The organism is Methanothrix sp. (assembly GCF_016706325.1).
GTDB lineage: Archaea > Halobacteriota > Methanosarcinia > Methanotrichales > Methanotrichaceae > Methanothrix.
Genome location: NZ_JADJJX010000002.1, coordinates 347,844 through 361,578 on the forward strand (window position 1 = coordinate 347,844; position 13,735 = coordinate 361,578).

7 protein-coding genes, 1 pseudogene and 2 CRISPR repeat arrays (1 of these 10 running past the window's edge) are annotated in these 13,735 nt (G+C 46.0%); of the genes and pseudogenes, 3 read left to right on the forward strand and 5 right to left on the reverse strand.

Annotation, left to right across the window (positions count from 1 at the left end):
- Window positions 1-30 precede the first annotated feature (30 nt).
- Entirely contained in the window at window positions 31-963 is a 933-nt protein-coding gene (locus tag IPI63_RS11410; RefSeq protein WP_292478514.1) for a ribose 1,5-bisphosphate isomerase, read from the reverse strand.
- Window positions 964-1,215: 252 nt separating this feature from the next.
- On the opposite strand from IPI63_RS11410, the gene IPI63_RS11415 reads away from it, so the two are divergent.
- Entirely contained in the window at window positions 1,216-2,502 is a 1,287-nt protein-coding gene (locus IPI63_RS11415) for a HEAT repeat domain-containing protein (protein ID WP_292478516.1), read from the forward strand.
- A gap of 164 nt (window positions 2,503-2,666) precedes the next feature.
- Window positions 2,667-6,077: a CRISPR direct-repeat array (repeat unit 37 nt; unit sequence GTTTCAATCCTTGTTTTCGTGGAACTTGCTCTTGATG).
- A gap of 167 nt (window positions 6,078-6,244) precedes the next feature.
- On the opposite strand, the gene IPI63_RS11420 is transcribed toward IPI63_RS11415, so the two are convergent.
- The 4 genes and pseudogenes from IPI63_RS11420 to IPI63_RS11435 form a co-directional block, all read right to left on the reverse strand.
- The gene (locus tag IPI63_RS11420; RefSeq protein WP_292478517.1) at window positions 6,245-6,895 is read right to left on the reverse strand and encodes a CRISPR-associated endonuclease Cas6; all 651 of its coding nucleotides are present in this window, start codon (window positions 6,893-6,895) and stop codon (window positions 6,245-6,247) included.
- Between the two features lie 27 nt (window positions 6,896-6,922).
- Window positions 6,923-8,038, reverse strand: a complete 1,116-nt coding sequence (locus IPI63_RS11425) for a hypothetical protein (RefSeq protein ID WP_292478663.1) — start codon at window positions 8,036-8,038, stop codon at window positions 6,923-6,925.
- Window positions 8,039-8,209: 171 nt separating this feature from the next.
- Window positions 8,210-8,749 (reverse strand): annotated as a pseudogene (locus IPI63_RS11430) (DEAD/DEAH box helicase); the annotation flags it as partial.
- A 170-nt stretch (window positions 8,750-8,919) separates the two neighbouring features.
- Window positions 8,920-9,579, reverse strand: a complete 660-nt coding sequence (locus IPI63_RS11435; RefSeq protein WP_292478660.1) for a CRISPR-associated endonuclease Cas3'' — start codon at window positions 9,577-9,579, stop codon at window positions 8,920-8,922.
- A 291-nt stretch (window positions 9,580-9,870) separates the two neighbouring features.
- Here IPI63_RS11435 and cas6 point away from each other — a divergent pair, with 291 nt between their 5' ends.
- The gene (gene cas6, locus IPI63_RS11440; protein ID WP_292478519.1) at window positions 9,871-10,809 is read left to right on the forward strand and encodes a CRISPR system precrRNA processing endoribonuclease RAMP protein Cas6; all 939 of its coding nucleotides are present in this window, start codon (window positions 9,871-9,873) and stop codon (window positions 10,807-10,809) included.
- Between the two features lie 574 nt (window positions 10,810-11,383).
- Window positions 11,384-11,683, forward strand: coding sequence for a hypothetical protein (locus IPI63_RS11445; RefSeq protein WP_292478520.1), 300 nt, complete (start codon window positions 11,384-11,386; stop codon window positions 11,681-11,683).
- Between the two features lie 1,183 nt (window positions 11,684-12,866).
- A CRISPR array of direct repeats spans window positions 12,867-13,735; the repeat unit is 35 nt; unit sequence TGCAAAGCACATCCCGACGAAAAGGGAATTGAAAC; it runs 2,359 nt beyond the window's last position.

A 13,735-nucleotide genomic window follows, 5' to 3' on the forward strand; every position in this document is an offset into this window, starting at 1 on the left:
TCACATCTTCCCTTCCCAGACTCTCTCCTCTCAGATGCTCTCCTCTTCCATATCCCAGCCCAGCCGCTCCCGGATGATCAGATAGCTCATCTCCGGCGGGATTGCTCCTGCCTCGGTGCAGATCAGGTCGATATACTGATGAGGGGTGACATCGAAGGCTGGATTGCGCACCCGGACGTGGCGGTACCTGGAGATGTCGGCCAGCACCTCCGTCGCCTCTCTCTCCTCGATGGTGACCAGCTCTCCCAGGATGGTCATTGGGCTGAACTTATAGGTCTCGGCGGCCACCATGAAGCTTGTTCTGGCCTCACGGGCGCAGAGGGCGATCTGGGCGGTGCCGATCTTGTTGACCAGGGTGCCGTTGGCAGTGATCACATCCGCCCCCACCACCACCAGGTCCACATCGTTCATGACTGTTCTCACTGCCGAGTCCACAATCAGCTCCGTCTCTATGCCCATCTGGTCGAGCATGCCGATGGTGGTGATTCCCTGAAACCGGGGGCGGGACTCTGTGGCGATCACCTGGATATTCTTCCCCGATCTGTGGGCAGCGCTGATCACAGAGATGGCAGCATTTGAGTTGCAATGGGTGAGAATGGTATCCCCATCTCTGATCCTACGGCTGCCGATCTGGCCGATCTTTTCCACAGCCCTCCGGGAGTTCTCAATGAAGCGGTCGGCATTGCTGGCTATGGCCTGCCGGGCGTCATCGATCTCCTCTGCCTCATACTTCATCACCATTCTGATGGCATTGGAGAGGGAGACGGCTGTAGGCCTGGTCTTGAGGAGCAGGTCTGCAGCCTGGGCGGCCTTCTGGTTGAGGTCATCGAGGCTCTCCGCCTGGACGGAGAGAGCATACTCCTTTAGAGAGGCTGCAGCGGCGGTGGCTATCCGCCCTGCTCCTCTGATCTCCATGCTGCTGATCCTCTCTGCAGTCTCCCTGACCTGATCTATTGGCTTCATTCAAGGGTTATCTTCGCGGGATGAGGTTAAATCTATTTCCTGTGGTCAGGATTCCCCCCGCCGGCCAACGGGGTGTTCGCTTTGAGAATAACGGGGGAAGAGTGTAAAAAGATATATCAACATTGAAGTTACATTATGTGATGAGGGATCTTTATGAGAATGGTAACTGCACTGACTGCAATTTTTATTCTATTTGCATGCATAAATGTATGCTCTTCGACAAATCAATATGATAGTAAAATATTATCAAACATGAATAATTCCAATACCGCGACAAAGCTCCTGGCATTTGCATCAATTGCAGATAGGGGTGATGCTGGCCTTGATCTAATGGCCCGGGGGTTCAATTCAGATGATGTGGATTTCAAGGCTTCTGCCTTCATCTGGATGAACATAGTGGAGATGGATAATCCCAGGGCATTGGAGCTTCTGGCCGAGTCTCTATCGGGCGGAGATGAGGATACAAGGATTCTGGCAGCTCTTTCTCTCGGCTGGAAAAGAGATCCAGCGGCTGTGGATTCTCTCATAAAGAGCCTTGAAGATGAGAGTGTTGCTGTCCGAACTCTCTCAGCTATATCCTTGGGATGGATGAGAGATCCTGCGGCTGTTGATCCTCTCATAAATGGCCTGCAGGATGAGGATGATGATATGCGAATTGCCTGTGCCATGGCTTTGGGCTGGATTAAGGATCCAAGGGCAGTAGATCCACTCATAAAAAGCCTTGGTGATGAGAATAATGCCATCTGTATCTCTTCGGCTATGGCCTTGGGATGGATAAGAGATCCAAGAGCTGTCGATCCGCTCATAAATGGCCTGCAGGATGAGGATGATGATATGCGATCTGCTTGCGCCATGGCTCTGGGCTGGATTAAAGACCCAAAGGCGGTCGATCCCCTCATTCAAGGGCTGACGAATGAATCCTCTCCTCTATGCATTGCACCGATCTCTTTAGCATTCATCAATGATACCAGAGCAATAGAACCAATGATTGAGTTGCTTGGCAGTTCAACATGCAATGATGATATGATTGCAGGGGCTCTGGCATTCATGGGTGAGCCGGCATTGTACCCGTTGATAGATGTATTGAGTGACATCGATGAAAATCCTGAGAAGAGAGCTGCTGCAGCCTCTGCACTGGGGGCTTTAGGTGATATCAGGGCGGTGGATGTCCTTATTCAATCGCTCACAGATGATGAGAGCAATATTCGAGCCAGCTCTGCAAAAGCCCTGGGCGATATTCGAGATAATCGAAGCACTGATGCATTGATTTCAGCACTGGATGATGAATACTGGTTCGTCAGATCCAATGCTGCTATTGCCCTGGGAATGATTGGCAGCTCCAAAGCCTCTGATGCATTGATTGATCATCTCATGTATGATTCTGATCCATTCGTCAGAGTGAGTTCAGCAGAGGCATTAGGGAGGATTGGCGGCCCAAAGGCAGCAGATGCGCTCATTCAATCGCTCCAGGATGAAGAGAGCTATTATGTCAAATCGAAGCTCTCTGTGGCATTAAAGAATATAGTGAAAAATATGTAACTACATTCAACCCCAGGTATGAAGCAACCCAGGTATGAAGGGCCACTGATATCAGACCATGACCTGCCTTCGGGCGGAGATGAAGTGGCCCCTCTATTTTTTCATTTTTCATTTTTTTAAATATCTTGCCGGTTTATTCCGGATTCGATTTGAAAGGGGCTGCTGTTTCAATCCTTGTTTTCGTGGAACTTGCTCTTGATGGATAATATCATCGAAATCGCGAAGGAGAATGGAGGTTTCAATCCTTGTTTTCGTGGAACTTGCTCTTGATGCCACAAGGCCAACACCACAATCTCCAGAAAAGAGAGTTTCAATCCTTGTTTTCGTGGAACTTGCTCTTGATGTGCTATTGTCCGTTCCGATTGAGGGTCTTTTACTGAAGTTTCAATCCTTGTTTTCGTGGAACTTGCTCTTGATGACGGTGACACGCGGTTAGAGAACGCTGGATACGTGAAGTTTCAATCCTTGTTTTCGTGGAACTTGCTCTTGATGCTAGCCGTTGGACTGGTAGGGTGCAATTTATCGTGGTTTCAATCCTTGTTTTCGTGGAACTTGCTCTTGATGACGGTGACACGCGGTTAGAGAACGCTGGATACGTGAAGTTTCAATCCTTGTTTTCGTGGAACTTGCTCTTGATGACGGTGACACGCGGTTAGAGAACGCTGGATACGTGAAGTTTCAATCCTTGTTTTCGTGGAACTTGCTCTTGATGTGAATTTATACCTGATGGTGCTGATATGCCGTAGTAGTTTCAATCCTTGTTTTCGTGGAACTTGCTCTTGATGCTAGCCGTTGGACTGGTAGGGTGCAATTTATCGTGGTTTCAATCCTTGTTTTCGTGGAACTTGCTCTTGATGTTGAGCGCCCAGGAGCTATATGTTTTATCTTTGTTACGTTTCAATCCTTGTTTTCGTGGAACTTGCTCTTGATGCCTATACTGCTTCCATACTGACTTACGACATCCGAGTTTCAATCCTTGTTTTCGTGGAACTTGCTCTTGATGCGGGAAAATACATGAATTTCATTATCCACATAGATGTTTCAATCCTTGTTTTCGTGGAATTTGCTCTTGATGATTGATAGGTGGTGATCAAAATGAAAAAGGAATCTGGAAAGATGTTTCGATCTTTGTCTTCGGGGAACTTGCTCTTGATGTTCCGGTTTCATACATCAATATATGCGTACATACTAGTTTTAATCTCTGTTTTCGTGGAACTTGCTTTTGATGTGGGTTTGTTACCTGTCCTTATTGTCATACCAGCGGTTTCAATCTTTGTCTTCGTGGAGCTTGCTCTTGATGATGGGCGGACGGAATTCGAAATTTATGGTGAAATGGAGTTTCAATCCTTGTTTTCGTGGAACTTGCTCTTGATGCTTTCTTGGGTTGGAAGAAGCAGAGGTTGAAGAATTGTTTCAATCCTTGTTTTCGTGGAACTTGCTCTTGATGGTTATTGTTGGGTATGCTCTACCACAGGAGGAGTGAGTTTCAATCCTTGTTTTCGTGGAACTTGCTCTTGATGAAAGGCGTTTATATTTTACGGCCCTGGACGCAGCGGGTTTCAATCCTTGTTTTCGTGGAACTTGCTCTTGATGAGCGTTTGCAGGCCAACCGGGGGAGGGAGAGGGTCATTGTTTCAATCCTTGTTTTCGTGGAACTTGCTCTTGATGTTGATCACCAGCCAATCCACCCTTTTCGTGAATCTGAGTTTCAATCCTTGTTTTCGTGGAACTTGCTCTTGATGGGAAGGTATTGGCTGGTGACAAATATCTGTATATGATGTTTCAATCCTTGTTTTCGTGGAACTTGCTCTTGATGCTCAGGTGATATAGCTAGTATACCAAATGCTGCCAGAATGTAGTTTCAATCCTTGTTTTCGTGGAACTTGCTCTTGATGAGACGGGCAACTGACCGCAGAAGAGTGGGCGGGGATGTTTCAATCCTTGTTTTCGTGGAACTTGCTCTTGATGGAAAAACGGGCAGCACTGATGACCGATACGGGTCTGGTTTCAATCCTTGTTTTCGTGGAACTTGCTCTTGATGCGTGGAACTGGGGCCGCCTTGTGCCAACTGGCTGTGTTTCAATCCTTGTTTTCGTGGAACTTGCTCTTGATGTATATAAAATACAGCTACATACAATATTGCTAGGATGTTTCAATCCTTGTTTTCGTGGAACTTGCTCTTGATGGGTGGCCGCACAGATCGCCAACAGCGACCTCTATGGTTTCAATCCTTGTTTTCGTGGAACTTGCTCTTGATGCGAGAAGCTCCGAGACAGCGCACGCTCCGGAACGATGTTTCAATCCTTGTTTTCGTGGAACTTGCTCTTGATGATTTTCATTAAATCTTCATTAATATAATATTCCATAGTTTCAATCCTTGTTTTCGTGGAACTTGCTCTTGATGGTCAATGGATCCCTGACAGCAACTGGGTTCGTTGTGTTTCAATCCTTGTTTTCGTGGAACTTGCTCTTGATGATTTGACATGTTTACACCATTTACACACCAAATTGGTTTCAATCCTTGTTTTCGTGGAACTTGCTCTTGATGTATAGAGGAAGGCGATCTAGAGAATCTTAGGATCGAAGTTTCAATCCTTGTTTTCGTGGAACTTGCTCTTGATGTTGACGACAATTTTCTGCATTGGCTCTTGCATCTGACGTTTCAATCCTTGTTTTCGTGGAACTTGCTCTTGATGGGGAACATCTCTACGCTGAAGTCCCCGATCTTCATAGTTTCAATCCTTGTTTTCGTGGAACTTGCTCTTGATGGGGAACATCTCTACGCTGAAGTCCCCGATCTTCATAGTTTCAATCCTTGTTTTCGTGGAACTTGCTCTTGATGCTTTGCCTCCGAGGCATGGCAAATCTCAGATCATTTGTTTCAATCCTTGTTTTCGTGGAACTTGCTCTTGATGACATTCACGCTATCATTTCCAGAATCGAGAGCTTCAGGTTTCAATCCTTGTTTTCGTGGAACTTGCTCTTGATGGCAAGATATTACTTCTCGTGCAGGAATAGGAATTAGTTTCAATCCTTGTTTTCGTGGAACTTGCTCTTGATGTTTGGGCATACCCCAAAATACCGAAAGCAGATTTCTCGTTTCAATCCTTGTTTTCGTGGAACTTGCTCTTGATGGATGGACTCCGGAACCAGGCAGCGTCTGCAAATATTGGTTTCAATCCTTGTTTTCGTGGAACTTGCTCTTGATGTGATGTCTATATGGATGGCGGCGTTTCAAACGTAGAGTTTCAATCCTTGTTTTCGTGGAACTTGCTCTTGATGGCAAGATATTACTTCTCGTGCAGGAATAGGAATTAGTTTCAATCCTTGTTTTCGTGGAACTTGCTCTTGATGTTTGGGCATACCCCAAAATACCGAAAGCAGATTTCTCGTTTCAATCCTTGTTTTCGTGGAACTTGCTCTTGATGGATGGACTCCGGAACCAGGCAGCGTCTGCAAATATTGGTTTCAATCCTTGTTTTCGTGGAACTTGCTCTTGATGTGATGTCTATATGGATGGCGGCGTTTCAAACGTAGAGTTTCAATCCTTGTTTTCGTGGAACTTGCTCTTGATGAGCAGCTTTTTTTCGTCCTTTTCCTCATTTGACCCCTTTAAACCCTCCTTTTTCAGCCCCCTTCTGGCATGAATGTAATTTATCAGATGCCTTATAAATTCGTTCCGGCCAGGGAGCCCCTTAATATACTCGGCCCGTAAAAGAGGTTACATGTTGCATATATCTATTTAAGCCTCAAGCAGGACAAAACCCCCGGAGCCCGCCCTTCCCAGCCCCATGTGATCAGGAATAGCAAAACAGGTTGTGAACTCTCCTCGAAAGCCTGTGACCTTAGTTCCCTTGAGCATACAGATCTCATCCTTCATCATCCCCAGGTCAAGCCTGATATGCTCCTTTGCCACATACCCCAGGCCTTTGGACGCTGAGAGGATATTGCCCACCAGGATCCTCCTCAACAAATCCCTCTTCTCCTCCTCTGACGCTTCCTTATACCTGACATAGTTCTCCTGGCTGAGGGCTATCCATGGAGTTGCAAACCTGTAGCTGAGAATCTCTTCTGTGCAGCCGAACTCCTCGCTCTTTACAGTCACCCCCCTCTCCATAATGCAGTAGCAGCGATCTCCCAATTTTATCTCTTTGAATTTATTATATATCTCTTTCAGCACCTCCGCCCCTTCATTGATCCCCAGCACTAAAGGAGAGCCATTGAGCATCTTGTATTGGATCAGAGGATAGCGATAAATCAGCTTATCTGTGATATGCTGATGCAATGAGGGATATTCATTGAAGCTGGTGGCGAAAAACCCGCGCAGCTTTGCCCCATCCCCGCGCATGGGGGTGTCGGAGTGAAGAGTCAGACGTAAGATCTTCAGTCTCATCTTATTGCCTTCCTTTTTGCCAGGGGCTCATATTATCATGGAACCTTCCCCTGCCCCCTCCCGTTTGAAGCCCGTTTCCATATCATAGTAGTAGGGAAGCTCTGCTTTAGATATATATCCGATCTCCGAATCTTCATAGACAAGAGAGCGGGCAAATTTCTCTGGAACTGATATCACATATTCACTGAATTCCTTCTTAATCCTCAGCTTCTTGTCGATTCTTTCTTTGAGATTCTTTTCCATTCTCATATCCAGATATCTTCTCCAAATGTCTTCCGCCAGATCATCAACCTCAATAAATACATCCACCCTTGGATAATCCTCCTCGATCAATTTAAATCTCTTGCTCAAATCCTTGAAGGCAAGCTGGGAGAGACATGAGAGGTTCTCTTGCGACTTGCCATCACCCATACCCTTCTTTACTGCTTTGAAATATCTATTATTCAGATCCAGGAACTCTGATTCTCTAATTGGGTCGCTTACCTGCTTTAAGATATCAAGAGTCTTGTCTATTAAAAAAGGATCATAGATGTATTTATGGAATTCTCTTCTATCATCCCTTAATATGAAGACTGAAACCGTCCCCTTATGAGATCCAGAGTTTCTGTTGCACCTTCCTGCTACCTGATTAATAGAGTCCATGGGGGCGAAATCCCGATAGACGAAATCGGCATCAATATCCACGCTCGCTTCAATGAGCTGAGTGCTTACGATGACCTTTCTTCTCCTTGAAAGGCCGTCAACTGCCCCTCTCCCTGAAGATCTCTTTATATCCTTTGTATCCTTTATATCCTTTGTATCCTTTATATCCTTTGTATCCTTTATATCCTTTGTATCCTTTATATCCTTTGTATCCTTTATATCCTTTGTATCCTTTATATCCTTTGTATCCTTTATATCCTTTGTATCCTTTATATCCTTTTTATCCTTTGTATCCTTTATATCCTTTATTCTCTGTATCCTCTCCTTTGGAACTACATTTGTAGATAAGTAAAAGGTCTCTGTATCCTCAAGCTGCAGCCCTTGCACAGATCTGTAAACCTCACTGGCCGAGGATATCGTATTCAGAACAATCAGGAAATCCTTATCAGGATGGGCGATCAGCTCCTCTCCGACCAGAGCCTTGAACTCATCAAGATTCAAAGACCTATCAATCCTGAGAATCAGTTCAATCCTGTCCAGCCCCTGGAAGTACTCATTCTTTTTCTGCACAATCTCCTTTATCTCCCCGCCCGCCTCATCGAAGATGAGCGGCTCAGTTGCAGTGACAAAGATGACATAGCTATTGAATTTTTCACAGAGAACAGTTATGGCATCATGAATCAGCTGCCAGTATTGATGAGGGACCGCCTGCACCTCATCCAGGATGATTATGGAGTTAGCGAGCTTATTGAATTTTCTGATCAGCTTGTTCTTATTGGAGAAGAGGGTGTAGAAATACTGCCAGAAAGTGGTGACTATTATCTCTGCATTCCAGCCTTCCAGAAGCAATAAGCTTTCATCGCTCTTATACTCCTCATTATCTGCTCTCTTATAGCTGACCTCCGCCAGATGATGATGCTTGAGAAGGAGCCTGGAATCCTCTTGATATCCTCCCCGAGCCAGCACATCTTCAAAGACGCTGTAGTTCTGATCTATTATGCTCAAAAATGGCAGAGCATAGATTATCCTGGGAGTGTATCCCTTCTCTTCATTCAGCCTCCCTCTGAGCTTAAGGGCAAAGGAAAGAGAGGTCAATGTCTTGCCAGTCCCTGTTGGAACATTCAAGGAGAGCACCCCTGTCCTCCAGGTCCCAACCCCTAACCCCAGCCATAGCATCCTCATATATCTGATTCCGCAGAGGATTGATGCCATTCATATTGGAGATAAATCCCCTGCTCTCTCTGTACCTGTCCACTAGATCTTCTGGAAGCTCTAAGCGATCTGAATCTGGATCTGCTTCGCCTAGACCAGCATCAGTCTTATCTGCATCTAAAAGGACGGAATAGAGAAACTGAAACACAAAATAAAGCTGCAGATCCGTCTTATCTCCCAGTCTCCTTATAAGCCGCTTCTCCCTTTCTGCCGATATCCCTGATAGCGCCTTTTAAAATATAAGATGTTATACTTTCCAAATCTATTTTAAAATTTTTTAAATGCATCCCCTCATCGGAGATGAGCCGCCTGAGAATCTCATTCAACTCAGCTTTATCATTATCCATCGATCTGATCTGCTCTTCTGCTACCCTTATAATCCTCTCTCCTTCAGAATCCACCTCTTTCACCTCATCCATAGCATTGATGAGGTTCCCGTGATGTCTTCTCACTGCAAGGAAAGAGAGGACCGGCAGGTAATCTGTCATCCCTCCATCTCTCTTCAACTGAATGCTCGATACAGCCTTTGATCCTGTCTCTGATTCAGTCTTTGATCCTGTCTCTGATCCTGCCTTTAACTCAGATTCAGCTATTAATTGATTCAGATATTCTTTTATTATTGCATATGTAAAAAATGCCGATAAGAGGCCATGACGGGTGGTCTCCTTGGATCGCATGGATCTCTTTTTTCTCTCATCCTCCTCTTGTATATATTCCTGAAAAAAGCGAGTGGCTTTTCCCAGGTCGTGGGTCACGCCCATGAGATATGCCACATCCTCCAAGATCTCCTTCTCCTGATGCCCCAAATTGAGGGCCCTCTCTCTGATCATACCTCTGCTCAATCGCCCTACCCGTCCGAGATGATCCACCAGGAGCTTGTCCGGATGAGACCTGAACTCAACCGCAGGCCAATGGATCACTGGCCCCGGCACGGTATCCCATTCCGGCTGGAGTAAGGCTCTAAGGTCTCAGTGGAGAAGATTATCTTTTATCTGGCTTTCCGTTCGCCTCGTGTGAGCCCTTGTCTGGGCTGATGAGCGTTTCATCGCAACATTTTTGCCCTCTTAAATCATCCTCCTCTCATGGGTGATCTCTCGTTATCTCAGTTCGAGGCAAAGATAATGTTCAGCTCGGAGGCCGATCTCTCCCGCTGGTCGGGAAATACATTACGCAGCGGCTTTGGTGCCCATCTCAGATCCCTGGTCTGCATCCATGGGGCTGAAGCGGGGGAAAGAGAGGCAGCAGCTTGCGAGAGCTGTCTGCTCCAAAGGTCATGTGTTTATGATTTCTTCTACAACAGCCGCCCTCCGGAAGGAGTGAAGGTGCTGCGAAAGCAAAGTGATATCCCCCGGCCATTCGTATTCGACCCACCGTTCTCTGGCCGGCATTCTGCTGGATCGACAAACGACTTCAGGTTCACCCTGATTGGGCGGGGCATGGAGTATCTCCCCTACTTTCTGCTCGCTCTGCGGAATCTGGGCGAGAGCGGAATGAGCCGGGGATACCGTCTGGGCTACGGCAAGTTCTGCATAGAGGCTGTAGATTGCATCGGCTACGGGGCCCGCAATGAGATCTTCTCCGGAGATACTGTCTACAACCGGGCGATCCCCATGAGCTATCAGGAGATGCTCAAAGCCTCTGCCGAGCACAGAGGAGATCTCACAGTGCGCTTTACGACTCCGGCACAGATCAAGGAAGGGGATAGATACACTGCTGCTCCCAGCTTTCGGGGGTTGATCTCCAGGCTGCTCTTCCGGGCCAATGCCCTGGCGGAGTTCTATGGATCGGGAATGCTCTATGACAACGAGCAGGTGCTATCCATCCTCGGCCACTGCCGGCAGGTGAGCATAGCCAGGGCCAATACCGAGGAGATCAGGACAAAGAGATACTTCCACAAGCAGAAGATGAAAAAGCAGAATCTTCCCCCATCCTTCGTCGGCGAGATAACCTATCGGGGAGAGTTCCCCCGGGAGGTCATGGCTCTTTTAGAGCTGGGCAGGCTCATCCATGTGGGGAAGATGGCAACCTTTGGGAATGGTATGTATGAGGTTGAGGTTTGATGCACAGAAGATTTTTTGTATGTGTTTAGCTGGCCAGTCTTATGGTCAGCATTTGGAGATAATTCAATTCTCACTGCCCCCATGCTGGATTATAATTAAAGCAGATCTATTCAGGCTATTTTTGTGGGTGCCGCAGGTTGATCTGCAGCCTTCTCTCGCTAATGACTGCATCTTCTCAAATCCGGGAAGGCCTGGATATATACGCCCTTATTGTTGATGTATTTATATTTATTTTAAAATTATTATTTTAAGCGAAGCCCGATGCTGAGCTGTCTCTGCTCTGGAAGGAATCCATAACGCATGAATCTGTTCCAGGGATTCATAGAGGCTATAGATATTGATTACAAATGCCCTTCGCCAGAGTTTAAATACCCCCTTGCATTCAATAGGCTGGCGAAATGACCCCTATTAAAAGGACCATCCAGGCGTAAGGTTTAAGCCAATTGGGCTCTTTTGAGGGGCTATTGCAAAGCTCATCCCGACGAAAAGGGAATTGAAACGCGCGACTCAAACAGGTCGTGCTTATGCTGGAAATTGCAAAGCTCATCCCGACGAAAAGGGAATTGAAACATGAATGCCATGGCTCGCTACTCCAGAAAGGATCTTTATTGCAAAGCTCATCCCGACGAAAAGGGAATTGAAACATATTCCGAATCCATTCAGTAACCTAAGAAGCATTGCAAAGCTCATCCCGACGAAAAGGGAATTGAAAACTAGAACCATGGCATCGCAGTTTCGGACTGTAGATATTGCAAAGCTCATCCCGACGAAAAGGGAATTGAAACTTGTACTGCGGACCGCGATCCACGCTCAGTACGGCATTGCAAAGCTCATCCCGACGAAAAGGGAATTGAAATTTACCGGCCTAAGATGATCCGCCGACAGGCTCCAATTGCAAAGCTCATCCCGACGAAAAGGGAATTGAAACTGGTTAATGTCCATTTATTTAGAAAAGGTGCAACCCGCGTGATTGCAAAGCTCATCCCGACGAAAAGGGAATTGAAAACATTGAAACATGCATTTGAAACACTATAGGTGAGAATTAATTGCAAAGCTCATCCCGACGAAAAGGGAATTGAAACGAAGTCCCTCGGATCTAGGTTCGTTACCAACTTCCTGTTATTGCAAAGCCATCCCGACGAAAAGGGGAATTGAAACATAGTGTTATAACAGTTAGCCTGGCGCTATTATGTTGCAAAGCACATCCCGACGAAAAGGGAATTGAAACATCTCACTTTATCACCTATCCGATATTTATATCTCTTCATTGCAAAGACATCCCGACGAAAAGGGAATTGAAACACACTGCGAATGCCATAATATTCATACCGAAATATATAAGATTGCAAAGCACATCCCGACGAAAAGGGAATTGAAACGGGAACCGCGGGGGCCATTAGATCTTTGGCTGAGAATGATTGCAAAGCACATCCCGACGAAAAGGGAATTGAAACTATTATTCGACGAGTGGCACTCCAGGTGGAAAGATGCGTGGATTGCAAAGCTCATCCCGACGAAAAGGGAATTGAAACTAGTATCCATCGAAATCACAATTATAGAAATAGCAGTATTGCAAAGCTCATCCCGACGAAAAGGGAATTGAAACTGCGGGATTCGGGATGTATTTCGTATTTTAGCATTGCAAAGCACATCCCGACGAAAAGGGAATTGAAACGCTATCGCCCCATTTGAAAATATCCAGATTAGATACATTGCAAAGCACATCCCGACGAAAAGGGAATTGAAACTATATTGGTGATAGACAGCTTTTGGGTCAATGGCCATTGCAAAGCACATCCCGACGAAAAGGGAATTGAAACGTTTTCTCATGCCTATTGCTCGAAGAGCATCGCGATATTGCAAAGCACATCCCGACGAAAAGGGAATTGAAACCTGGAACGATTGCCACACATGACGTTAAAGATATTATTGCAAAGCACATCCCGACGAAAAGGGAATTGAAACTAGTATCCATCGAAATCACAATTATAGAAATTTTCCATTGCAAAGCACATCCCGACGAAAAGGGAATTGAAACAGTAATGCACAAACCCAGCAGAGCTGCATTGACATCACGAAAAGGAATTGAAACTTTCAAGCGTGAGGCATACGAACTCATAGGAAGAAATTGCAAAGCACATCCCGACGAAAAGGGAATTGAAACCCTAAATTAAAATGTCTATCGTTCGTAAATGTCAACATTGCAAAGCACATCCCGACGAAAAGGGAATTGAAACTAAGAAGTTGCACCTGTTATGTCCATTGCACAATGAATTGCAAAGCACATCCCGACGAAAAGGGAATTGAAACTATTCTAGGATGCTGGCAGATTGGACACTGTATCTCTCCGAATTGCAAAGCACATCCCGACGAAAAGGGAATTGAAACTAACCATCTTATGTCATTTTATCTTTAAGTTCAAAGCTCATCCCGACGAAAAGGGAATTGAAACCGAGAGGCGTATATCGCGGAACACGACGATAAAAATATTGCAAAGCACATCCCGACGAAAAGGGAATTGAAACTTAGTCTCCTTATACCATCAATATTAACATTCATCATATTGCAAAGCACATCCCGACGAAAAGGGAATTGAAACTGTCGCTGACTACATCTTGGTCAAGCTCCATTAAGATTGCAAAGCACATCCCGACGAAAAGGAATTGAAACAGCCACCAGGAGGGAAGGCAGGGCCGGGGAGGGATTGCAAAGACATCCCGACGAAAAGGGAATTGAAACTTATGCCGGCTGGAGGCGACTGCTAAATGGCCGGGCATTGCAAAGCACATCCCGACGAAAAGGGAATTGAAACCTCTTGATCACTGCTTCGAAGTATTTGTACTCTGCAGTATTGCAAAGCACATCCCGACGAAAAGGGAATTGAAACTGTAGCAGCCCAGGTACCCCCAAGTTTCTAATGAGTCTG

Coding starts and splice junctions, on each gene's coding strand:
- IPI63_RS11435 (WP_292478660.1), bottom strand. CDS start 9,579: ATGATCAGAGAGAGGGCCCTCAATTTGGGGCATCAGGAGAAGGAGATC.
- IPI63_RS11420 (WP_292478517.1), bottom strand. CDS start 6,895: ATGAGACTGAAGATCTTACGTCTGACTCTTCACTCCGACACCCCCATG.
- IPI63_RS11445 (WP_292478520.1), top strand. CDS start 11,384: ATGCCATGGCTCGCTACTCCAGAAAGGATCTTTATTGCAAAGCTCATC.
- IPI63_RS11410 (WP_292478514.1), bottom strand. CDS start 963: ATGAAGCCAATAGATCAGGTCAGGGAGACTGCAGAGAGGATCAGCAGC.
- IPI63_RS11415 (WP_292478516.1), top strand. CDS start 1,216: ATGAATAATTCCAATACCGCGACAAAGCTCCTGGCATTTGCATCAATT.
- cas6 (WP_292478519.1), top strand. CDS start 9,871: ATGTTCAGCTCGGAGGCCGATCTCTCCCGCTGGTCGGGAAATACATTA.